18 protein-coding genes are annotated in these 21,665 nt (G+C 71.2%); 8 read left to right on the top strand and 10 right to left on the bottom strand.

The genetic code is table 11. From position 1 onward, the window contains the following. The first annotated feature begins 3 nt into the window (after positions 1 to 3). Genes BBA86_RS11945 through BBA86_RS11960 form a run of 4 tightly spaced genes read left to right on the top strand, consistent with a single transcriptional unit; the run spans position 4 to position 4,564 of the window. The gene (locus BBA86_RS11945) at positions 4 to 2,046 is read left to right on the top strand and encodes a bifunctional rhamnulose-1-phosphate aldolase/short-chain dehydrogenase (RefSeq protein WP_065571766.1); all 2,043 of its coding nucleotides are present in this window, start codon (positions 4 to 6) and stop codon (positions 2,044 to 2,046) included. A gap of 41 nt (positions 2,047 to 2,087) precedes the next feature. Continuing rightward, on the top strand, positions 2,088 to 3,332 hold the full coding sequence (locus BBA86_RS11950) for an alpha-hydroxy acid oxidase (protein WP_065571767.1): 1,245 nt from the start codon (positions 2,088 to 2,090) through the stop codon (positions 3,330 to 3,332). Positions 3,333 to 3,348: 16 nt separating this feature from the next. Next, positions 3,349 to 3,678, top strand: a complete 330-nt coding sequence (locus BBA86_RS11955; protein ID WP_065571768.1) for a hypothetical protein — start codon at positions 3,349 to 3,351, stop codon at positions 3,676 to 3,678. A gap of 37 nt (positions 3,679 to 3,715) precedes the next feature. Then, the gene (locus BBA86_RS11960; protein WP_065571769.1) at positions 3,716 to 4,564 is read left to right on the top strand and encodes an NAD-dependent epimerase/dehydratase family protein; all 849 of its coding nucleotides are present in this window, start codon (positions 3,716 to 3,718) and stop codon (positions 4,562 to 4,564) included. A 2-nt stretch (positions 4,565 to 4,566) separates the two neighbouring features. On the opposite strand, the gene BBA86_RS11965 is transcribed toward BBA86_RS11960, so the two are convergent. Next, positions 4,567 to 5,409, bottom strand: a complete 843-nt coding sequence (locus BBA86_RS11965; RefSeq protein WP_223247083.1) for a hypothetical protein — start codon at positions 5,407 to 5,409, stop codon at positions 4,567 to 4,569. Between the two features lie 139 nt (positions 5,410 to 5,548). On the opposite strand from BBA86_RS11965, the gene BBA86_RS11970 reads away from it, so the two are divergent. From BBA86_RS11970 to BBA86_RS11980, 3 genes are read left to right on the top strand one after another with little or no spacing between them, the layout of a single operon-like run. Next, complete coding sequence (locus BBA86_RS11970; protein ID WP_065571770.1) at positions 5,549 to 6,682, top strand: glycosyltransferase; 1,134 nt, start codon at positions 5,549 to 5,551, stop codon at positions 6,680 to 6,682. Next, a complete protein-coding gene (locus tag BBA86_RS11975) occupies positions 6,682 to 6,942 on the top strand; it encodes a glutaredoxin family protein (RefSeq protein ID WP_065571771.1) in 261 nt (86 codons plus the stop codon). Before BBA86_RS11970 ends, BBA86_RS11975 begins: the two co-directional genes overlap by 1 nt. Before the next feature lie 32 nt (positions 6,943 to 6,974). Further along, positions 6,975 to 8,663, top strand: a complete 1,689-nt coding sequence (locus BBA86_RS11980; RefSeq protein WP_065571772.1) for an aldehyde dehydrogenase family protein — start codon at positions 6,975 to 6,977, stop codon at positions 8,661 to 8,663. 66 nt (positions 8,664 to 8,729) lie between these two features. Here the strand turns inward: BBA86_RS11980 and BBA86_RS11985 are convergent, their stop codons facing one another. Beyond that, on the bottom strand, positions 8,730 to 10,274 hold the full coding sequence (locus BBA86_RS11985; protein ID WP_065571773.1) for a DEAD/DEAH box helicase: 1,545 nt from the start codon (positions 10,272 to 10,274) through the stop codon (positions 8,730 to 8,732). A 192-nt stretch (positions 10,275 to 10,466) separates the two neighbouring features. Then, positions 10,467 to 11,342: a neutral zinc metallopeptidase gene (locus BBA86_RS11990; protein WP_065571774.1), complete on the bottom strand. Its 876-nt coding sequence runs from the start codon at positions 11,340 to 11,342 to the stop codon at positions 10,467 to 10,469. A 165-nt stretch (positions 11,343 to 11,507) separates the two neighbouring features. On the opposite strand from BBA86_RS11990, the gene BBA86_RS11995 reads away from it, so the two are divergent. Then, complete coding sequence (locus BBA86_RS11995; RefSeq protein ID WP_065571775.1) at positions 11,508 to 11,942, top strand: dehydrogenase; 435 nt, start codon at positions 11,508 to 11,510, stop codon at positions 11,940 to 11,942. Between the two features lie 9 nt (positions 11,943 to 11,951). Here BBA86_RS11995 and BBA86_RS12000 read toward each other — a convergent pair whose 3' ends face one another. From BBA86_RS12000 to BBA86_RS12030, 7 genes are read right to left on the bottom strand one after another with little or no spacing between them, the layout of a single operon-like run. Continuing rightward, on the bottom strand, positions 11,952 to 13,640 hold the full coding sequence (locus BBA86_RS12000; protein ID WP_065571776.1) for a serine/threonine-protein kinase: 1,689 nt from the start codon (positions 13,638 to 13,640) through the stop codon (positions 11,952 to 11,954). Next, positions 13,637 to 15,142: an FHA domain-containing protein gene (locus tag BBA86_RS12005; RefSeq protein WP_065571777.1), complete on the bottom strand. Its 1,506-nt coding sequence runs from the start codon at positions 15,140 to 15,142 to the stop codon at positions 13,637 to 13,639. Before BBA86_RS12005 ends, BBA86_RS12000 begins: the two co-directional genes overlap by 4 nt. Beyond that, positions 15,142 to 15,963, bottom strand: a complete 822-nt coding sequence (locus BBA86_RS12010) for a PP2C family protein-serine/threonine phosphatase (RefSeq protein ID WP_065571778.1) — start codon at positions 15,961 to 15,963, stop codon at positions 15,142 to 15,144. Before BBA86_RS12010 ends, BBA86_RS12005 begins: the two co-directional genes overlap by 1 nt. Next, complete coding sequence (locus tag BBA86_RS12015; RefSeq protein ID WP_065572290.1) at positions 15,960 to 17,036, bottom strand: RDD family protein; 1,077 nt, start codon at positions 17,034 to 17,036, stop codon at positions 15,960 to 15,962. The genes BBA86_RS12010 and BBA86_RS12015 overlap by 4 nt, the downstream gene beginning before the upstream one ends. Next, a complete protein-coding gene (locus tag BBA86_RS12020) occupies positions 17,033 to 19,369 on the bottom strand; it encodes a transglutaminase-like domain-containing protein (protein ID WP_065571779.1) in 2,337 nt (778 codons plus the stop codon). Before BBA86_RS12020 ends, BBA86_RS12015 begins: the two co-directional genes overlap by 4 nt. Then, the gene (locus BBA86_RS12025; protein WP_065571780.1) at positions 19,366 to 20,694 is read right to left on the bottom strand and encodes a DUF58 domain-containing protein; all 1,329 of its coding nucleotides are present in this window, start codon (positions 20,692 to 20,694) and stop codon (positions 19,366 to 19,368) included. Before BBA86_RS12025 ends, BBA86_RS12020 begins: the two co-directional genes overlap by 4 nt. Then, positions 20,694 to 21,665, bottom strand: coding sequence for an AAA family ATPase (locus tag BBA86_RS12030; protein ID WP_065571781.1), 972 nt, complete (start codon positions 21,663 to 21,665; stop codon positions 20,694 to 20,696). The genes BBA86_RS12025 and BBA86_RS12030 overlap by 1 nt, the downstream gene beginning before the upstream one ends.

Consider the following 21,665-nt stretch of genomic DNA (forward strand, 5'->3'; position numbering starts at 1 on the left):
TCGATGTCCCCCACGCCCACGGCCGCCGCCGAACTCATCGCGCGAAGCAACCGCCTCGGATCCGACCCCAAGGTCACCAACTACGCGGGAGGCAACACGTCCGCGAAGGGCACCGACACCGACCCCGTCACCGGTGAGCCCGTCGAGCTCCTCTGGGTCAAGGGCTCCGGCGGCGACCTCGGCACACTGAAGCCCGAGGGCCTCGCCGTCCTCCGCCTCGACCGCATGCGCGCCCTCGTCGACGTCTACCCGGGCGTCGAGCGCGAGGACGAGATGGTCGCGGCCTTCGACTACTGCCTGCACGGCAAGGGCGGCGCGGCTCCCTCGATCGACACCGCCATGCACGGACTGGTGGATGCCGCCCACGTCGACCACCTGCACCCCGACGCCGGTATCGCGATCGCGACCGCCGCCGACGGCGAGAGGCTGACCGCCGAGATCTTCGGCGACAGGGTCGCCTGGGTCCCGTGGCGCCGGCCCGGCTTCCAGCTCGGCCTCGACATCGCCGCCATCAAGGCCGCGAACCCCGATGCGATCGGCTGCATCCTCGGCGGACACGGCATCACCGCGTGGGGCGACACCTCCGAGGAGACCGAGCGCAACAGCCTTTGGATCATCGAGACCGCGCAGGCCTACATCGACACCCACGGCGCGGCGCAGCCCTTCGGCGGCATCCGATCCGGCTTCGACGCACTGCCCGAGACCGAGCGCCGCGCGAAGGCCGCCGCCCTCGCACCCACGATCCGCGGCCTCGCCTCGACCGACAAGCCGATGGTCGGCCACTACACCGACGGCGACGTCGTCCTCGACTTCCTCGCCGCCGAGAAGGCCCCCGCGCTCGCGGAGCTCGGCACGAGCTGCCCCGATCACTTCCTGCGGACGAAGGTCAAGCCGCTCATCCTCGACCTGCCGGCATCCGCCTCCGTCGAGGACTCCATCGCCCGGTTCCGCGAACTCCACGAGGCGTACCGCGCCGACTACCAGGCGTACTACGACGCGCACGCGACGGCCGACTCGCCCGCGATCCGCGGCGCCGACCCGCTCATCGTCCTCGTCCCGGGCGTCGGCATGTTCAGCTACGGCGCGAACAAGCAGACCGCTCGCGTCGCCGGCGAGTTCTACGTCAACGCGATCAACGTCATGCGCGGCGCCGAGGCGCTCTCGACCTACTCCCCCATCTCGGACGCCGAGAAGTTCCGCATCGAGTACTGGGCCCTCGAAGAGGCGAAGCTGCAGCGGATGCCGAAGCCCAAGACCCACCAGGGGCGCATCGCGTTCGTCACGGGCGCGGCATCCGGCATCGGCAAGGCCATCGCCACCCGCCTCGCTGCCGAGGGCGCGTGCGTCGTCGTCGCCGACCTCGACCTCGAGAAGGCGCGGGCCGCCGCGGCGGAGCTCGGCGGCACGGACATCGCCATCGGCGTCGCCGCCAACGTGGCGGATGCCGAGGGCGTGCAGGCCGCGCTCGATGCGACCGTCCTGGCCTTCGGCGGAGTCGACCTCGTCGTGAACAACGCCGGACTGTCGCTGTCGAAGCCGCTGCTGGAGACCACCGAGAAGGACTGGGACCTGCAGCACGACGTCATGGCGAAGGGCTCGTTCCTCGTCGCGAAGGCCGCCGCGAAGGCGCTCATCGAGCAGGGAATGGGTGGCGACGTCATCTACATCTCGTCGAAGAACTCCGTCTTCGCGGGCCCGAACAACATCGCGTACTCGGCGACGAAGGCCGATCAGGCCCACCAGGTGCGCCTGCTGGCCGTCGAGCTCGGCGAGCACGGCGTGCGCGTCAACGGCATCAACCCCGACGGCGTCGTCCGCGGGTCGGGCATCTTCGCCGCGGGCTGGGGCGCCAACCGCGCTGCCACCTACGGCGTCGAGGAGAAGGACCTCGGCCAGTTCTACGCGAACCGCACGATCCTCAAGCGCGAGGTCGTCCCCGAGAACGTCGCCGACGCGGTCTACGTGCTGACCGGCCCCGAACTCTCGCGCACGACGGGACTCCACATCCCCGTCGACTCCGGCGTCGCCGCCGCTTTCCTGCGTTAATCCCGGCCCGCGTCGGATCACTCCAGAGGAGGATGGTTGCCATGGTGCAGCGTCAATTCCCGAAGCCGGTCGAGCTGCTCGAGCTCATGCAGTTCAAGAAGCCCGAGCTGAACGGCACGAAGCGTCGGCTGGATGCCGCGTACACGATCTCCGACCTGCGGAAGATCGCGAAGCGCCGCACCCCGAAGGCCGCGTTCGACTACACGGATGGTGCCGCGGAGGGCGAGACCTCGCTCGCGCGCGCCCGCCAGGCGTTCGAGGACGTCGAGTTCCACCCCGATGTGCTCCGGCCCGCCGCCGAGGTCGACACTTCCGTCGAGATCCTCGGCGGGCCCTCGGCGCTCCCCTTCGGCATCGCGCCGACCGGCTTCACGCGCCTCATGCAGACCGAGGGCGAGGTCGCGGGCGCAGGCGCAGCGGGGGCCGCCGGCATCCCGTTCACCCTCTCGACCCTCGGGACCACCTCGATCGAGGGTGTGAAGGCGGCGAACCCGCACGGCCGCAATTGGTTCCAGCTGTACGTGATGCGCGACCGCGAGATCTCGTACGCGCTCGCCAAGCGCGCCGCGGAGGCCGGATTCGACACCCTGCAGTTCACCGTCGACACCCCCGTCGCGGGTGCGCGCCTGCGCGACAAGCGCAACGGGTTCTCGATCCCGCCGCAGCTGACCCTCGGCACGATCGTCAACGCGATCCCGCGTCCCTGGTGGTGGATCGACTTCCTCACGACCACCAAGCTCGAGTTCGCGTCGCTGTCGGCCACGGGCGGCACGGTCGGCGACCTGCTCAACGCGGCGATGGACCCGACGATCAGCTACGAGGACCTGAAGGTCATCCGCGAGATCTGGCCCGGGAAGATCGTCATCAAGGGAGTGCAGAACGTCGAGGACTCGAAGCGCCTCATCGACCACGGCGTCGACGGCATCATCCTGTCGAACCACGGCGGACGTCAGCTCGATCGCGCCCCGATCCCCTTCCACCTGCTGCCCACCGTGGTGCGGGAGGTCGGCAGGGACGCCACGATCATGGTCGACACCGGCATCATGAACGGCGCCGACATCGTCGCCGCGATGGCGCTCGGCGCGAAGTTCACGCTCATCGGCCGCGCGTACCTCTACGGCCTCATGGCCGGCGGGCGTGCGGGCGTCGACAAGACGATCGAGATCCTTCGCAGCGAGATCGAGCGCACGATGAAGCTGCTCGGCGTCGCCTCGATCGCCGAGCTCGAGCCGCGGCACGTCACGCAGCTCACCCGCCTCGCGCCGATGCCCCGTTCCGACGCCTGACCGCGATCATCGACTGATGAGCGACGTCGTCCGCTTCTGCCGCAGTCGCAGCGCCGGTCGCCGCTGCACGCGGCCCCTCGACCACCCGGGTCTGCACCGCCACCGCACGATCATGTGGACGGATGCCGCAGCCGACCCGTCCCGCTGCGCGGGCTCCGGCGAGCCCGGCTTCCCCGCCGCGAGCCTCGACGACGGATGGCCGGACGGCCGCGCGCTGTGCCCCGTCTGCCACCGCTTCGTCCCACTCCAGGACGGCCTGCTCGCCGAACACGTCACCTCGGACGAGGACGAGACGGATGCCGAGGCATCCCGCCGCCGGCAGTGGCTCAACACTCACGGGTGGTGACGGCCCCACCGCTTCGAGCGCGTGACATGCTGACGGGATGCGCATCGCCGTCACCGGTTCGTCCGGAAAACTCGGGTCCGTCGTCGTCCGCGAGCTGACCGCCGCCGGTCACGAGGTGATCGGACTCGACCAGCACGGCACCCGCGGCCCGGGCTTCGTGCAGATCGACCTCACCGACCACGGCCAGGTCGTCGACGCCCTCACCGGTGTGGGCGATCAGCACGACGGCATCGACGCCCTCGTCCACCTCGCCGCGATCCCGGCTCCCGGGATCCGCCCCGACGTCGCGACCTTCCACAACAACATCACGACCACCTTCAACGTGTTCTGGGCCGCGCTCCGCCTCGGGATCACGAAGATCGTCTACGCCTCGAGCGAGACCGTGCAGGGCCTGCCGTTCGAAACACCGCCGCCCTACATCCCGGTCGACGAGGACTACCCGGCGCGACCCGAATCGGTCTACTCGCTCGTGAAGCACCTCGAGGAGCAGATGGCGATCGAGCTGACGCGGTGGTACCCGAAGGCATCCATCACCGCCCTCCGTTTCTCGAACGTCATGTGGCCCGAGGACTACGCGGAGTTCCCCTCGTTCGACGCCGACGCGCGGCAGCGCAAGTGGAACCTGTGGAGCTACATCGACGCCCGCGACGGATCGCAGGCCATCGAACGCGCGCTCGAGGTCGCGGGCCCCGGCTTCGACCACTTCCTCATCGCCGCGGCCGACACCGTCATGAGCCGCCCGAACGACGAGCTCGTCGCCGAGGTGTTCCCCGACGTCGAGCTACGCGGCGACCTGGGCGTCAACGACTCCCTCTTCTCGACCGCGAAGGCGCAGCGCGTGCTCGGCTACCGCCCGCAGCACTCCTGGCGCGACGCCGTCGACTGAGGTCAGCCGCCGAACTCGGCGAGGACGTAGACCTCGCTGTGGTTGACCGCGCAGAGCTGGGCGATCGGGTTCTGAGCGTCCCAGAACTCCTGCACCTCGGTCATTCCGCCGGGGATCGGCGAGCGCTCCGCGAGAACCGTGTGAAGCGACCGGAGATAGGGCGCGAGGGCGGTCGACGACGACGCGGCGAGCATGTCCGCCGCGTCGGCCGCGGCATCCAGTCGGCGGTTCCATTCGTCTGCGCCGAAAGCCGCGTAGAAGCCGTAGCCCTCGTCCGCGTTCGTGACCTGGCTGTAGACGCCCGAGAACAGCTCGCACTCCTCGGCGAGCACGGCATCCTGCGGAAACGGTTCGGACAGATACGAGACGGATGCCGACCACTCGACCTCCGGGGTCAGCCCGAGCGTGAGCTCGGGAGCCGACCGGGCCTCCCACGGCCAGGAGAGCACGCGCTCCGGGTCGCACGGCCCGGACTGCGGCGCCTGCCCGAGCATCATCGAGTCGCCGAGCTCCGCCGTGAAGCGCTCCGCGGGATCGCACGTCAGCTGGATCTGCACCGAGCGCGTGCCAGCCGGCACATCGAGGGTGACGGCGCCGGGACCCGAGCCCGCGATCTCCTGCGTCGCGATGACCGACGAGGACGCCGGGGAGGGCTCGGCCGTCGGCGAGGGGGACGGCGACGGTGCCGCAGCGATCACCGGCGCCTCCGCGGTCGGGGAGGCGCCGGCCGCGGGGTCGACGGCCGTCGACGCGCATCCCGTCGAGAGCATCACCAGCGCGGTCGCGAGGACGCTCGCCTTCGCGCGCCGGCGCGTGCGCGGCGCAGCGGCATCCCCCCAGATCATCCCTCCTGTCTAGCAGACGGCCGGCCGCCGCCGTCAGCTGACCCAGAACCTTCGCGGGGGACATCCCCAGTCGACACCGCGGACGCACAGCTAGGCTGAGACGTCCCCGAGCCCGCCGCCGAGCATCGCGAGCCCCGCCATGGATCTGTCGATCATCGTTCCGACCTTCAACGAAGGTCCGAACGTCGATGAGCTGCTGCGACGTATCGGCGATGCCCTCGAGGGACGTGTGTTCGAAGTCGTCTTCGTCGACGACTCGACGGACGACACCCCGGAGATCATCGCCGCGGCGGCGACACGAGCCGGCTTCCCGGTACGTCTGATCCATCGGGAGGATCCCGTTGCGGGGCTCGGGGGCGCGGTCGTCGCAGGATTCCAGGCGGCGAGCTCGCGGTGGTGCCTCGTCATGGACGGCGACCTGCAGCATCCCCCCGAGGACATCCCGCGGCTCATCGACCGTGCCGACCGCGGCGACGTCGATGTCGTCGTCGCGTCGCGCTACGCCTCGGGCGGGACGTCGAAGGGCCTCGCCGACGCGACCCGCACCGCTGTCTCGCGCGCGTCGACGGCGCTGACCAAGGCGATGTTCCCCCGCAAGCTGGCGAACTGCTCCGACCCCATGACCGGGTTCTTCCTCGTCGACACGCACGCGGTCGACGTCGAGGCACTCCGCCCCCGCGGCTTCAAGATCCTTCTCGAGGTCCTCGCCCGTCGTCAGCTGCGCGTCGACGAGGTGCCGTTCGATTTCGCCTCGCGCCACGCCGGGACCTCGAAGGCGACGTTCACGCAGGGCGTGCGCTTCCTGACGCAGCTGGCGATGCTGCGCTTCGGACGGATGTCGGCGTTCGCCCTCGTCGGCGGGTTCGGCGCGATCGCGAACCTCGTGATCATGTGGGGACTGATCCGGTTGGGGATGGACTACGTGCCCGCCGCGATCATCGCGAGCGTCATCACGATCATCACGAACTTCCTGCTCCTGGAGTACCTCGTCTTCGCCGACATGCGCTCCGAGTCCGGACGCATGCTCACGAGGTTCGTGAAATCCTTCACCTTCAACGGGCTCGAAGCGATCGTCCGCATCCCGATCCTCTCGATCCTCGTCGAGGGTGCCCACATCCCCGCCGTCCTCGCGGCCGCGCTCACCCTCGTCGCAGCGTTCGTGCTGCGCTTCGTCTTCCACGCGCTCGTCGTCTACGCACCGCGCCGCGCGAGCAGGCCTGTGGCGACGAAGGAGACAGCGCCCGCCTCGGTCGGCAGGCGTACGCTGGAGTGATGACCGACACGTCCGCTCAGATCACGATGTTCGGCGCCGAATGGTGCCGCGACTGCCGCCGCACCAAGGCGCAGCTCGACAGCCTCGGAGTCGACTACCGCTACGTCGACCTCGAAGCGGAGCCCGACGCCGCCGAGGTCGCCCGCGAGATCTCGGGACGCACCAACATCCCCGTCGTCGTCTACCCGGACTCGACCCACCACGTGGAGCCCAGCAACGACGACGTCGCGGCGAAGCTGCGCGAGCTGTCTCTCATCTGAGCCCATCGGCCCTCGCCCATCACCCAGCGACGATGACGACGACGTCACCGGCCACGCCGCGCGAACTCTCCCCCGACACCCGCACCGCCCTCGACACGGCCCTCACCCGCCTGCGTGCGGGAGCGGGCGACTGGACGTCGCTCACCGCCGCCGGCCGACGTGACCTGCTCCGCCGCGTCCGTGCCGCCGTCGCCGACTCCGCCGACGACTGGGCGAGGATCGCCGCTGCGAGCAAGGGGCTCAGCGCGTGGCATCCGCTCGCCGGCGAGGAATGGCTCGCCGGTCCGTATGCGGCGATCGTCGCCCTGGACGCCTACGCGCGGACGCTCGACGCCCTCGCCCGCGGCCGGAGCCCGCTCGGCGGCATCCGCACCGGGACCGGCCCCGATGGACGCACCGTCGTCCACACGTCGCCGCTGACCTTCTCGGATCGGATCCTGCTGTCGGGCTACACGACCGAGGTGTGGTTGCAGCCCGGGGTCACGTCGCACGCGGCTCGGGATGCCGCAGGCCTCGGTTCGCGGCATCCGCTTCGCAGCACCGGGGTCGGACTCGTCCTCGGGGCCGGGAACGTGACCTCGATCCCCTTCCTGGACGTGCTGTACGAGCTCCTCGCGGAGGGGCGCGTCGCGCTGCTCAAGGTCAACCCCACGCAGGACGCGCTCGTCCCCGTCTTCGAGCGCGCGTTCGCACCGCTCATCGAGGCCGGGTTCGCCGCCGTGGTGAGCGGAGGCGGTGACGTCGGCGCGTACCTCACGCGGCACGCCGAGGTCGATCACGTCCACATCACCGGGTCCGAGACGACCTTCCGTGCCATCGTCGGCGCGGGCGAGGATCGCCTGCGCGTCCCGATCACGGCGGAACTCGGCGGGGTTTCGCCGATCATCGTGGTGCCCGGACGTTGGTCGAAGGCCGACCTGCGGTTCCAGGCCGAGCACGTCGCCACCATGCGGTTGCACAACAGCGGCCACAACTGCATCGCCGGGCAGGTCGTCCTCCTCAGCCGTGACTGGGACCAGCGCGAGGACTTCGAGCGCGAACTGCGGCGAGCCTTCTCGCGGACGCCGAAGCGGCCGGTCTGGTATCCGAATGCGACCGCCCGCCTGCAGCGGGTGCGCGAAACCTACCCCGATGCGGAGTGGTTCGCGGGTGGCACGCGCGCGATCACCCACGGCGACGGTGAGATCGAGACGGCGGAGTACTTCGCGCCGGTGCTGGGGATCGTCGACCTTCCCGGCACAGGGGCAGCCTTCCTCGACGCCGCCATCGACCACGCGAACGAGCGACTCACCGGCACCCTCGGCGCGAACGTCCTCGTCGACCCGGCTACGTCACGCGAGTTGGGCGCCGGGCTCGAGGAGTCGATCGCACGCCTGCGCTACGGCACGGTCGCGATCAACGCGTGGACCGCCTTCGGGTTCCTCATGCCGACCGCCACCTGGGGCGCGTTCCCCGGCGGCACGGTCGACGACGCCCCGAGCGGGATCGGGATCGTCCACAACGCCCTGCTCCTGGACGACGTCGAGCGGACCGTCGTGCGCGGACCGTTCCGCCCGTTCCCCCGGTCTCTGACCGGCGGCCGGTTCTCGGTGCTGCCGAAGCCGCCCTGGTTCGTGACCTCGCGCACCGGCCGCGTGGTGTCGGAGGGGTTCGCCCGTTTCCGCATCGACGGGCGCATCGCCCCGCTGCTGATCACCCTGGCACGGGCCTTCGGCGCCTGAGCCGCGCCCATCAACGGCGAGAGCCGCACCCCGGATGACGGGATGCGGCTCTCGAGAAGAGTGCGCTCAGCGGCCGGAGCGCCGACCTGCGCCGTTCTGACGGACGACCGAACCGACGGTCAGCGAGCCGCCGCCGCTCGCGCGACGACCGGTGCGACGAGCCCCGCCGGTCGGGGCGGCCTTGAGCGCGCCGTGCGACGCGGCCTGGCCGGCCGTCCGAGCGGGCTGGCCGTCGCGGCGCGGGGCGTCTGAGGAGCGACGCGGGGCGTCGGACGTGCGACCCTGACCGCGTCCGCGACCGCCCTCTCCGCGTCCGCCGCCCTGGCCGCGTCCGCCGCCCTGGCCTTCACGAGCGGCGCGCTTGCGCTGCGCGTTCGCGCCCTGGCTCTGCCCGCCGCCGCGGCCCTGCGGCTGCTCGGGCGCCGGGGTGACGTGCGGGGCGATCTCGCCGACGAGCTCGACGACCGGGGCGGATGCCGCGGTCACGGTCTGCGGCGTGACGGAGATCGCGGCCTTGCGCAGCAGGGAGTCGACGTCGCGACGCTGCTCGGGCAGGACGATCGTGACGACGGCGCCCTCGGCGCCGGCGCGGGCGGTGCGGCCCGAGCGGTGCAGGTACGCCTTGTGCTCCATGGGCGGGTCGACGTGGACGACGAGCTCGACGTTGTCGACGTGCACACCGCGGGCGGCGACATCGGTCGCGACGAGCACACGGGCGGTGCCGGCCGAGAACGCGGCGAGGTTGCGGTCACGCTGCGGCTGCGACAGGTTGCCGTGCAGGTCGACCGACGGGATGCCCTGCGAGGTCAGCTGCTTGGCGAGCTTCTTCGCGGCGTGCTTGGTGCGCAGGAACAGGATGCGGCGACCGGTGCCCGAGGCGAGGAAGCGCACGAGCTCCTTCTTCTCGTCGGAGCCGGGCACGTGGAACACGTGGTGGGTCATCGCGGTGACGGGCGAGTGCGCCTCGTCGACCGAGTGGAGCACCTCGTTCTGCAGGAAGCGGCTGACCAGCTTGTCCACGCCGTTGTCGAGCGTGGCGCTGAACAGCAGGCGCTGCGAACCCTGCGGGGTCGCGTTCAGGATGCGGGTGACCCCGGGCAGGAAGCCGAGGTCGGCCATGTGGTCGGCCTCGTCGATGACGGTGATCTCGACGGCGTCGAGGCTCACGAGCTTCTGCTGCATGAGGTCCTCGAGGCGGCCGGGGCAGGCCACGACGATGTCGGCGCCGGCGCGGATGGCCTCGACCTGGCGGTTCTGGTTGACGCCGCCGAAGACGGTGGCCGTCTTCATGCCGTAGGCAGCCGCGAGCGGCGCCAGAACGCGGTCGATCTGGGTAGCGAGCTCGCGCGTCGGAGCGAGGACGAGGCCCAGGATGCGGCCGCGGCGGCGGGTGCCGCCGGCGAGGCCCTGCCCGAGGCGGGCGACCATCGGGATCGAGAAGGCGAGGGTCTTGCCCGAGCCGGTGCGGCCACGGCCGAGCACGTCGCGACCGGCGAGCGTGTCGGGGAGCGTGTCGATCTGGATCGGGAACGGGGTGGTCTTGCCGTCCGCGGCGAGCGCGGTGACGAGGGGGGCGGGCACGCCGAGCGTGCCGAACGTGGGTTCAGTCATGAGAGAACTAACTCGGGCGTGTTCGCCCGGATCGGTGTCCCGAGTGCGAGTGCGCAGACGGGTTCGCCGTGAGAAGGAGTCGCCAGCGACGATCGATGGATCGGCAGCGGATGATGCGTTCTACGACGCGAGGGGCACCAGGAAAGGCGCCGCAACTCCGTCAGCCTATCAGGCGCCTCCCGGGCGGGACTCTCAGAGGTCCCGACCCGAGACCGCGAACGTGTCGCACGCGCGGGGTTCGCCCTCGTATCCCGCCATGAACCAGCGCTGCCGCTGCTCGCTCGAGCCGTGGGTCCAGCTCTCGGGATTCACGCGGCCCGACTGCTGCTGGATGTGGTCGTCGCCGACGGCAGCGGCGGCCGAGAGCGCGTCGTCGATCTGCGCCTGCGTCGGTTCGAGCAGGTACGGCTGACCCGCGGCATCCTTCTGCTTCGACGCGTCCGCCGCCCAGGCTCCGGCGTAGCAGTCGGCCTGCAGCTCGGTGCGGACGGCGTTGCTGTCCTCGCCGGTGCCGTCGCGCGGATGATCCTCGAAGACGCCCGTCAGGTGCTGGACGTGGTGTCCGTATTCGTGCGCGAGCACGTACAGCTGCGCGAAATCACCGCCCTCGGCGCCGAGCTGTCCCCGAAGGATCGACCAGAACGTGGGGTCGATGTAGACGGTCTCGTCCGTCGGGCAGTAGAACGGACCGGTCTGATTGGATGCCGTGCCGCAGGGTGTCTGCGCCTGCTGATCGACGATCACGAGGCTCGGCGCACGGTAGTCGCCGTCGAACTGACCTTCCCAGTAGGAGTTGATGACTTCCTCACCGGCGTCGAGCCGGCACGCGTCGTCGTTGTTGGCGTCGCTGCCGGTCTGGCAGTTCGTCAATGCGGTCCCCTGCTCCTGGGTGCCACCGCCCGGCGCCCCGCCGAGCAGTCCGCTGAGGTCCTGGCCGGTGAAGAGCGAGAAGAGCAGCACGGCGATGCCGATCACCCCGACCCCGGCACCACCCGCGATCATCGGCCCGCGGCCGCCACGACGGGTCGCGCTCTTGCCCCGCACATCCGCGTTCGGGTTGAAGGTCATGCCGTGACGGTACTCCCGGCACCGTGTCGGACGACACGGGTTGCGTCCGCGGCCGGAACCGTACTCGCACCCTCCCCGACCGTCGGCGATCGGACAGAATGGGGCAATCGGACACAATGGAGTGCGACGGCGCTGATCGCGTCGCCGCTCGCGGAGGAGATCACAGTGGACGCACGCGCGGACGAACCGGCACCCGGGGACTACGCGGAATCGCGCCTCATCGCGATCCCCGACGATCCGACGACGGATGCCCCCGGTTTCGCCGCGCTGCACCCCAGCCCCGAATGGTGGTTGGCTCTCCCCGCCGGCTCTCGGCTCGTCGGCCTCGTCGTCTCGCGCCCCGATATGCCGAGCGTCGTCGCGCAGCGTGAGGCGCTCGCGCAGTTCGGCGTGCCGATCGATGGTTTCCGGCATCCGGCCCCCGACATCGGGGAGACGTGGGAGGAACGACTCACGCGCCTGTTCGGACGCCTCGGCGCCGGAGACGTGCTCGTCGTCACCGACGTGAAGGCCCTCGGCCGCGACGCGCACGAAGAGACGCGTACGGTCGCGGAACTGCGCCGCCGGTCGGTCATCGTGAAGGTGCTCGACCGGGGCTGAGTCCGCCCGTCAGGAGGTTGCGCAGATGCGGAGCGGGTCGCTCGTCGAGCCGTTCTCACGGCGCACACTGACATCGATGCAGACCTGGGTGTCGGTACCGAGGGGCACGGTGACGCTCGTCTCGCGCACGTTGGCGGCCGTCGCCTCACCGCCGTCGAGCCGGACCTGCTGCCAGAGGTAGGTGTCGCCCTCTTGCGGATCGGGGTTGATCCACCGGAACGTCGCCTTTCCGCCCCCGACCGAGCTCTCGCCCTCCGTCGGCGGCGCGATGAACTCCGCGACCGGATCCTGCGGGACCGGCGCGGCCGAGGGGGACGTCGACGGTGCAGCCTCCTCGGCGGGCGGTGTCAGAAGCGACGCGACGACGACGGCTCCCACCACGACGATTGCGACCACGGCGGCGGCGATCAGCCCGATCCACAGCCCCTTGCGCGACGGCGCCGGAGGGGCGGGAGCCGTCGCCTGCGGCGAGCCGGTGTCCGCCGGAGGCGACACCGGTGCCGTCGGCGCGGTGGCTGCGGGGATGCGCTGGGGGCCCCGCACGATCGTGCCCTCGTCAGCCGCGGTGGTGACCGGAGCCGACGGCGGGATCGCTGTCGGCGGGCGCAGCATGGTCGCATCCGAGCCGGTGTTCGTGCCCGTGTCGACCGGGGCCCACGCCGACGTGTCGCGGCGAGCCGTGGCATCCACTCCCGTCCCGAGACCGGCCGCGAGAGCGGAACGCTCCCACGTGGGGCCCGCAGCGGGCGCCGTGTGAGGATCGATGCTGACGATGCCGCGGACGCGGGTGAGCTCGCCCTCTTCCTCCTCGTCCTCGACGGGCGGAGCATCGTCGAGGATGTCGATCGGCGTGACCGAGTGTGCCAGCTCGATCTGCACCTTCTGCAGCGCACGAGCGAAGGCGACGGCGGATTCGTACCGGTCGCCCGGCCGCTTCGACATGGACCGTTCGAGCACCTGGAACAGCGACACGGGTACGTCCGCGCGTTCGAGGCGCGCGAGCGGCTCCGACTCGATTCGGCGGATCAGATCCGCGCCGCCATTGCGCCCTCCCGGCACTTCGAACGGCGAGCGACCGGCCAGCAGGTTGTAGACGGTCGCACCCAGGGCCCAGACATCAGAGCGCACGGTGAAGTCCGGCGCATCGGCGAACGACTCCGGCGGGGACCACGGGATCGACATGCCCGCTGACGGGTCGGTCCCCTCGGCCGTCGTCGCGATGCCGAAGTCGGTGAGCGCGGGACGGTTGTACTCCGTGACGAGGATGTTCGCCGGTTTGATGTCGCGGTGGAGGATGCCGGCTCGGTGGGCCGTCTCGACGGCTGCGGCGACCTGGATGCCGACGCGCAGCGACTCGGCGACCGAGATGGGCGCCGAACGGGCACGCACCTGCAGGTTCGGCTTGGAGCAGTACTCCATCACCAGGTACGACCGGCCGTCGTCCGAGACGCCCGCCTGGTAGATCGTGACGATGGCGGGATGCGTCGACAGCATCGCCATGACGTTGGCCTCGGCCTGGAACTGCTCGGCCACGCCGCTGGTCATCTTGTCGGCGAGGAGGACCTTGACCGCGACGCGGCGACGCGGCAGCGCCTGCTCGTACAGGTACACGTCGGCGAAACCGCCGGAGCCGAGCACCTGGACGTAGGAGAAGCCGGGGAGTTGCGGCGGCGGCGCGGGGGCGCGCTTGGAGCTCACGGAAGATCCTCGAAGGTGAGGGTGACGCCGTCGCCGAGATCGAGCACGTCGGCATCGATCACCATGGTCGGCTCGTTCGGGTGGAGGCGGACGGGATCGTGTCCGCCGCGCAGGAGGACGGTTCCGTTCGTGCTCGCCAGGTCCACGGCGAGCACGTGCTCGCCCTCGGCGCGGATCTCGACGTGATTGCGGGAGATGTCGTGCTGCGGGCCGTCGACGGCGACCAGCGTGGGCAGATCGTTCTCGGCGGGGCGGGTCGAGCGCGGGCGGCGCCCGACGATGACGGTGCGTTCCAGCTCGACGACGCGCCCGTCGGCGAGGCGGATGCGTCCGCGGGACGGACTGCGCGGCGGAACGTCCTCGATCGAGTCGTACGAGGTGGATGCCGCGCGCATCGCGCGGGCCTCGGCGACCGAGACCGTCGCACCGTCGTGATCGCCGAGCGGTGCGGCGCCGGGTGGATCGTTCGGCAGCGGAGGCAGCGGAGGGACGGGGGGCGCGCTGAGGTGCGGCGGCACGAACGGCGGGAGAGCGGGCACGGGCGCGGTTCCCTTCGCGGCGGTGCGCGGGCTCGCGATCGTCGCGCCCAGCTCGGGGTCGTCATCGACGCCGGAGATGGTCTCGGAGTGGTCGGCCGGGCTGTACGGCGCCGGCTCGGGCAGCGGGGTCGACACCGGCGATCCGCCGAGGGTGTGCAGGGGCGGCACGCCGGTGACGAGGCCGGGCGGCGACGAGGCAGGTGCCGGCTCGGGGGCGGGGTTCTCCGCCCGACTCCGGGGTGAGGCGATGGTCTCGCCGAGCTCGTCCGCGGCAGCGTCTGCCGGGGCGGACGGCCCCTCCGGTGCGGGGTCGGACTCCGACTCGGCAGCAGGCTCCGGGGCGGGCTCCGGCCCCTGCTCCTGCTCGATGGCGGGCTCGGGCTCCGGCTCGGTGGCGGGCGCGGGCTCGGGCTCCGGCTCGACGGCAGGCGCGGGCTCGGGCTCCGGCTCGACGGCAGGCGCGGGCTGAGCGGCGGACGCTGCCGGCGCCGCGGCGGGCGTCGGAGCGTCACCTCCGCTCAGGTCGAAGACGACCTCGGCCGCAGGGACGACGCCCGATTCGATCGGCAGCAGGTCGGCATCCGTCCCCGTGCCGAGGTCGACGCTCACCCGCACGACGCCGGGGAGGAATCGTTCGGTCCAGGTCGCGACGCCGTCGCCGGAGACGGCGTGGGTACCGTCCGCCGTCTCGACCACGAGCGTCACCGGGCCGCGGACGGCGACCCGGACGCCATCGCCCTCGGCGACGGCGAGCCCGAAGGGCGGGATCGCGGCGAGCGAGGTCCCGAACGCGCCGGTGAGCGACTCGAGGACGGCGCCGATGCCGCCGGTGTCCAGGCGACGCCAGACGCCCTCGACCGCGTGCGGCGTGACCGCCGGCGGCAGGACGGCGAGCGCGGATCCGGTCACCGCGGCACGCCACGCCTCGGCGTTGCCGTCAGGCCGGTATCGCACAGAGCGCATCAGGCGTCTCCTCCTGCCGCTGCACGCGGCCGTGTGTCCTCGTCGGCGGGCGACACGCCCCCCGCGGGCGATGTGTCGTATGCATCATCATCCTGCCCTGACACGCGGACGGCATCGACCACGACAGCGGTGATGTTGTCGCGGCCGCCGTGGAGCATCGCCTCGTGGACGAGACGGGTCGCCGCTTCTGCGGGGTCGCTCACATCCCGCAGGATGCCGCTGATCCGCTCCTCGGGCACCTCACCCGACAGGCCGTCCGAGCAGATCAGCATGCGGTCCCCGGGCTCAGCCGCGATCAGCCAGAAGTCGGCCTCGCCTCCGCTGCCGGCGCCGATGGCTCGGGTGATCTCGTTGCGTCGCGAATCCCGCCCGGCCGCTTCGCCGGTCAACTCTCCCGCGTCGATGAGCTCCTGGACGACGGAATGGTCGACGCTGATCTGCTCGAGCTCGCCCTCGGCGTACCGATACGTGCGCGAATCGCCCACGTTGATCGTGAGCCAGTAGCCGTGTCCGCCCACCTCGGTGACCGCGACGCCGGTGAGCGTCGTACCGGCCGCACGTGTCTCATGGCTGATGCGGAGCACGGCGGCGCGTGCGCGGGTGAGTGCCTCCCGCATCCCTTCGATGCCGACCGAGTCGCGGCCGACGAGGGTCCGGAACTCGGCGACGACGGCCGAGCTCGCCGCGGCCCCGGCGTCATGGCCGCCCATGCCGTCGGCGACGAGGAAGAGCGGATACTCCGCGAGATGCGAATCCTCGTTGACGCGTCGGCGCAGGCCCGGATGCGTCGCTGCGCCGACCGCCACGTCGATGGCGATCACCGGGCGCTCTCCACGGTCAGGCTGCGATCGCCGAGCTCGAGCACGTCGCCCGACCAGATGCGGGCCGGTTCTCCCGGGGCGAGTCGCTGCGGCTGGCCGCCGCGGACGATCACGACCCCGTTGAGCGAGTGCCGGTCGACGATCCAGGAGCCCGTCGCGTCGACTCCTATCTCGAAATGGGTCTTCGACATCGAGAGCGTCTCGTCGCGCACGGCGACGCTGCGACGGCCCTCCTGCTGACCGGGTCCGCGTCCGAAGAGGCTCGGCTCGTACACATTGTGGCGCGTGCCGTCATCCCAGCGGAGGATCGCGATGACCGGCGGGACGGCGTGCTCCACCGCGTCGGGTTGTCCGTCGCGGTGCGGAAGCCCGGGGACGGTCGAGATGACGTCCACCGGCAGGGTCCGCGGGATGCGTCGGCTCGACGGCGGGGATGCCGGGGCCCACGCGGGCGCGGCCAGGGGGGCGCCCTGCGGGGCGGGCGTTGCCGCGGCGGGCGCGGCTGGGGCGGGCGTTGCCACCGGAGCGGGCGCGACCGCCGGTGCGGACGCAACCGCGAGCGCAGGCTCCGGCGCGACGACCGGAGCCGGCGCGACGACGGGAGCGGAAGGCGGAGCAGCCTCGACCCGCTCGCGCCGTTCCGCGCGCGCGGCGTCGACCATGACGGCGCCCGAGGCGACGTCGTGCCACCCGCGCCGCCACCGGGACGGGTCGAACAGCGGCGAGAACAGCCCGACGATGACGCTGCTGGTCAGACCCCAGACGAGGTTCCGCCCGAGAGCCCGTCCGAAACCGAGATCGGCGTCGTCCGCGGCGTGGGCCAGCCGAAGCCCCATGACTCTCATACCGAGCGAGCCGCGTCCGCCCTGCATCGTCGTATGGACGAGGAACCACGCGACCGCAGCGAGGGCGACCGCGGGAGCGAGCGCGAGGACCGCCAGCGCGCCGCCCGCGAGCACCGACACGGTCACGACCGCGCCCGAGACGAGCGCGACGACGACTCCGCCTGCGACGGAATCGATGACGACGGCGAGGATGCGGTGAGGCATCGTCGCCGGACGGCGCTCCGTCATCTCCGACGCGTCCGGATCAACGTCGAGAGACTCGCCCACAGATTCGTCCGGTCGCGTCGCAGCGATCGCAGACTCAGCCGCGCTCGGAGGCGCTGCCAGAAGGTCGCTCCCCCGGCCATGCCGGCGACGATCTCATCGACCTCGCGCCAGAAGGCATCGACGTCCTCGGGGCTGGGGTCGCCGGGACCGTAGACGTCGGCGTCTGCCCGATGCGCCAGGGTCGCGACGCGGCTGCCGTCGAACGTCTCACCGACGACCGCCGCACTCTCGGCACGCGTGGATCCGGGCGGGACGCTGACCCGATAGTCGACGGCGCGGTCGACGAGCTCGTCCCATCCACCGGACACGCGGTCCGCGGTGCGTTCCGCGTGCAGACGACGCGTGCGCCGGGCGGCTTTGATCCCGCCGATCACGAGGAAGGGCGACAGGAGCAGAAGGATGCCGCCGAGGCCGACACCCGTCCACAGCAGAGCGGACAGCAACCATCCCAGATCGGAGTCGGGCTGCTCGTCCTGGTCGCGCTCCTCCGCCAGTGCCGGCGGGAGCTCCGCCGGCTCCTGAGCGGGCGGCGGCGGCTGCAGCACCTGCGGCTTGGGGTTCGCCCGCGGCTTCGTGTTCTGCTGGCTCGGCTCGTTGTCCTCGTCGGGGGTGGGGTCGAACGGCACCCAGCCGACGCCCTCGAACGCGATCTCCACCCAGGCGTGGATGTTCTCGCCCGTCGCGGTGAAGACGCCACCGGCATCCTTCTCACCCTGGTCGGGGTGCCAGCCCATGACGACGCGCGCGGGCATGCCGAGCTGGGTGGCCATGAGCGCCATGGCGACGGCGTACTGCTCGTCGTCACCGATCATCTGTTCGTTCGAGACGAGCATCGAGATGCGCGCGGCACCGTGACCGGACGGAGAGTACACGTCGCTGGCGAGACCGTGGCTGAAGTAACCGTCGGTCTTGAGGTACGTCTCGAGGGCGCGCGCCCGATCGATGGGACTCTCCGCATCCTCCGTCGCGTCCGACGCGATCTCGCTGAGAGCCTGCGGGATGCCGGACTGCTTGGGCATCTTCAGCGAGGCGAAGGGTGTGTCGGAGAGCTGCTCGTCCTTGATGACCGGGGGGACGATCGTGTCGATCGTGTACGCGTCACCCGATCGGACGCCTGCCGTGGTCACCGCCGTGCCGGTGCCGTCGTTGAAGTGGGCGCCCCGACGGAGGTCGGTCGCACGGGACCCGGTGAAGTCGATCTCGCGCGCGGCACCGACCGTCGGCAGCCAGACGCCCGAGAGGTTCTCGATGTCGACGCGGACCTTCGTGTCCGACCCCGTCGCCTGCGGCGACATGTTGGAGCGGATGGAGGTGAACGCGCTCGACGACCCTGCGCCGTCCTCGGCGACGTTGTAGACGACCCCGTCGTACGAGTCCATCGTCGCCAGTCGCACGCGGCCGTCCTTCGGGAGGCCGGTGACGGTGAACAAGGGATCGGTCGTGTAGTCGCGGACGTACTTGCGCCAGGCCTGGAGCGGGCTCGCGTAGTCGCGGATGTCGAAGGGCGGGACGACGAAATCCCGGAGGATGTAGCGCTGCGTCGGGGGCGCGGCGGTCGCCGCCACCGCGGCACCCGCTCCCGTCGCGAGAGCGAGGACGACGCCACCCGAGATGAGGCGACGCAGCCGCGCGGCGCGCGACGCAGCCGCTCCCGGCGTCGCCGCTTCGACAGCGGTGCGCTCCGGGCTCCACATCGTGCGCAGCGCGAGCCAGACGACGGCGACGACCACGAAGACCACGCCCTGGACGATCGGGGCCACGGTCTGCGCCGTCCCGAGGAGGATCTCACCGGCGATGTAGAGGGACGCGGGGATGAGAGCCCACGCCGCCCTCCGTAGTCGGAGCGCCAGCGATGCGGTGAGCACCGACGCGGCGAGGGTCATGAGGAACGGCACGATCAGGTGGCCGTCACCGGGATCCACCGGCGGCACCGTGGTGAGCAGGTCCTTCCACGAGGTCACGACGCCGACCGCGAGCTGGCGCCAGGTCTCGAGCGTCGGGACGACTCCGAGGAACGTGGTGTGGGGAAGGGCGAGCGCGCCGCCGAAGAGGAAGTACACCGCGACCGCGGCGCCCGTCAGGGTCAGGATCCCCCAGCGCCACCGCGTCCCGATCCACGCGAGCACGAGCCCCAGCAGAAGCGCGCCGATGGCCGCAACCAGGTAGCTCGCTCCGTCGAAGGTGGCGGCGAAGCCGATGATGCCCACCGTCAGGAGGAGGATCACGGCGCCGACGTCCGCGACGATACGGCGCCAGGTCATCCCCGGCAGCATCAGGAGGGCGAGACGGTTCACGAGAGTACCTTGCGGAGCGCGTTCGGGAGCTGGTCGAGATGCCCGAGAGCGACGACGTCGGCGTCGCCCACGCGGCGGAGGGCGGGGGATTCGAGGCGGCCGTCCGCGATCACCGCGATGGTGCGGACGCCGAACGGCACACGCGAGCAGGCCAACCGGATCTGACCCGCATCGACGGTGGACCCGCAGATGAGGATGGCGACGGCGGCATCCGGTGAATGAGCGGCCAGGATGCCGGCAAGGGCGACGATCCCGCCGTCACGCGGCTTCGTGGTCTCGATCGCGGAGAGCGAGTCGAGGAAGCGGCGACCGGTCTCGGCCCGGATCTTGCCCTCGGAGGTCCGCACGTCGAGGGTGCGCGAATCGCGGAGCGCTCGCAGGCCGACCGACCCGGTGACCGAGATCGCCGTCTCGAACTCGTCGGCATCCCGGTACTCGCCGGGGTGGGTCGACAGCGCGACGACGAAGTGCGACCTGCGGGTCTGCTCGTACTCGCGGACCATGAGCGTGCCGGTGCGGGCCGTGGACTTCCAGTGGACGTGACGGAGGTCATCGCCGGGCTGGTAGTCGCGGAGGGCATGGAACGACACGTCGTCTCGGGCCAGGTGCTGGTCGGGCAGCCCCTCGAGGTCGCGCATCTGGCCGAGCGAGAGCCCTTCGAGCGGGAGCGTCCGCGGGTGGACGAAGAGGTCGACCGCCTGACGGCGATCGTGCGTCCGCTCGAAGAGTCCGAGCGGGTCGCCGCGGAGCACGCTGACGGGGCCGACGGAGAGGACCGACCGGTGGGTCGTGGGGATCGCGAAGAGCTCCTCGTGCTCTTGACCCGCGTGCAGGCGCGGTACCTGGAACACACCCCGGCCGGATCCGACCGGCAGCACGATCTCGGACGGCAGCAGGGCGCGCGAGGTGCGGTTCGCCAGCTTCAGCGCGCCGACGGCCCGCTCCCCCACCACGACGCGGGTGCGCGTCAGGTCGAGGTCCACGTCGTACGCCGTGCGACCGAACAGGAAGCCGACGCACAGAAGCGCGAGGACGGTCGCGACGATCGCCGCGACGAAGGCTTCCTCCCACCCGAGCGTGAGCGCGGTGATCCACAGGACGATCGCGACGGCGATGACCACCCAGCCGGTGACCTGGATCACGCCGGCGACGACCGCGATCCGCGCTCCGACGCGACGCCCCCACACCGCAGCGCCCTCGCGCAGCCTCTCGAAGCTCGTCGCCTGTCGCGGTGCGAACGCGGGAGCGTCGTCGGCGGTGTCCGCGGGCACGCCGGAGGGGCCGGGCGCGTCCGGCGCGGCGACCGTCTCCGGCGTCATCGTCATCAGGCCGACGCCCTCGCGAGGGGCGCCTCGACCTGCGTGAGAGCGCGCTCGATGACGGACTCGGACGTCGTGCCCGAGAACTCTGCCTCGGGGTCGAGGACGAGTCGGTGGGTCCACACGGGTGCCGCGAGCGCCTTGACGTCGTCGGGGATGACGTAGTGACGACCCTGGGATGCCGCGACGACGCGCGCGATCCGCATCATCGAGATCGCACCGCGGACCGAGACGCCGAGCTTCGTGGCGTCCGACTCGCGCGTCGCTTCGACCAGCTGCGCCGCGTAACGCGCGACGGCGGGGTCGACGTGGACGGTCGCTGCGAGGTCGGCCATGTCGGCGACGGCCTTGGTCGTGATGACGGGGCTGAGCTTGCCGGACGGGTTGCGATCGACATCGCCGGCGAGGATGCGCTCGGCGACGGCGAGCGAGGGGTAGCCGATCGAGGTCTTGATCATGAAGCGGTCGAGCTGCGCCTCAGGAAGCTTGTACGTACCCGCCTGCTCGATCGGGTTCTGCGTCGCGATGACCAGGAACGGTCGACCCACCTCGTGCGGCACGCCGTCGACCGTGACACGAGACTCCTCCATGACCTCGAGGAGCGCCGACTGGGTCTTCGGCGAGGCGCGGTTGATCTCATCAGCCAGGACGATGGAGGAGAAGACGGGTCCCTTGTGGAACTCGAACTTGTGGTTCTGCTGGTCGTAGATCGTGACACCGGTCACATCGGAGGGCAGCAGGTCGGGCGTGAACTGGATGCGGGTGGACGTGCCCTGCACGCTCGCGGCGAGCGCCTTCGCGAGGCTCGTCTTACCCGTGCCGGGAGCATCCTCGAGGAGGACGTGGCCCTCGGCGAGCATCGCGGCCAGCACGAGGCCGACGATCTCGCGCTTGCCCATCAGGGCCTGGTCGACGTTGTCGACGAGACGGGTGAACGTGTCGCGGAACCAGGCCGCCTGTTCGGGGGTCATGCTCAT

This window comes from Microbacterium oleivorans (assembly GCF_001691565.1).
In the GTDB taxonomy this organism is placed as follows: Bacteria; Actinomycetota; Actinomycetes; order Actinomycetales; family Microbacteriaceae; genus Microbacterium; species Microbacterium oleivorans_B.

Bases quoted from the DNA above. Each gene is read 5' to 3' on its own strand.
- BBA86_RS11990 (WP_065571774.1), bottom strand. From the start codon at position 11,342: ATGACCTTCAACCCGAACGCGGATGTGCGGGGCAAGAGCGCGACCCGT.
- BBA86_RS11950 (WP_065571767.1), top strand. From the start codon at position 2,088: ATGGTGCAGCGTCAATTCCCGAAGCCGGTCGAGCTGCTCGAGCTCATG.
- BBA86_RS11985 (WP_065571773.1), bottom strand. From the start codon at position 10,274: ATGACTGAACCCACGTTCGGCACGCTCGGCGTGCCCGCCCCCCTCGTC.
- BBA86_RS11965 (WP_223247083.1), bottom strand. From the start codon at position 5,409: ATGATCTGGGGGGATGCCGCTGCGCCGCGCACGCGCCGGCGCGCGAAG.
- BBA86_RS12005 (WP_065571777.1), bottom strand. From the start codon at position 15,142: ATGCGCTCTGTGCGATACCGGCCTGACGGCAACGCCGAGGCGTGGCGT.
- BBA86_RS12025 (WP_065571780.1), bottom strand. From the start codon at position 20,694: ATGACGATGACGCCGGAGACGGTCGCCGCGCCGGACGCGCCCGGCCCC.
- BBA86_RS11960 (WP_065571769.1), top strand. From the start codon at position 3,716: ATGCGCATCGCCGTCACCGGTTCGTCCGGAAAACTCGGGTCCGTCGTC.
- BBA86_RS11945 (WP_065571766.1), top strand. From the start codon at position 4: ATGTCCCCCACGCCCACGGCCGCCGCCGAACTCATCGCGCGAAGCAAC.
- BBA86_RS11975 (WP_065571771.1), top strand. From the start codon at position 6,682: ATGACCGACACGTCCGCTCAGATCACGATGTTCGGCGCCGAATGGTGC.
- BBA86_RS11970 (WP_065571770.1), top strand. From the start codon at position 5,549: ATGGATCTGTCGATCATCGTTCCGACCTTCAACGAAGGTCCGAACGTC.
- BBA86_RS12015 (WP_065572290.1), bottom strand. From the start codon at position 17,036: ATGACGGAGCGCCGTCCGGCGACGATGCCTCACCGCATCCTCGCCGTC.
- BBA86_RS12030 (WP_065571781.1), bottom strand. From the start codon at position 21,665: ATGAGCATGACCCCCGAACAGGCGGCCTGGTTCCGCGACACGTTCACC.
- BBA86_RS11980 (WP_065571772.1), top strand. From the start codon at position 6,975: ATGACGACGACGTCACCGGCCACGCCGCGCGAACTCTCCCCCGACACC.
- BBA86_RS11955 (WP_065571768.1), top strand. From the start codon at position 3,349: ATGAGCGACGTCGTCCGCTTCTGCCGCAGTCGCAGCGCCGGTCGCCGC.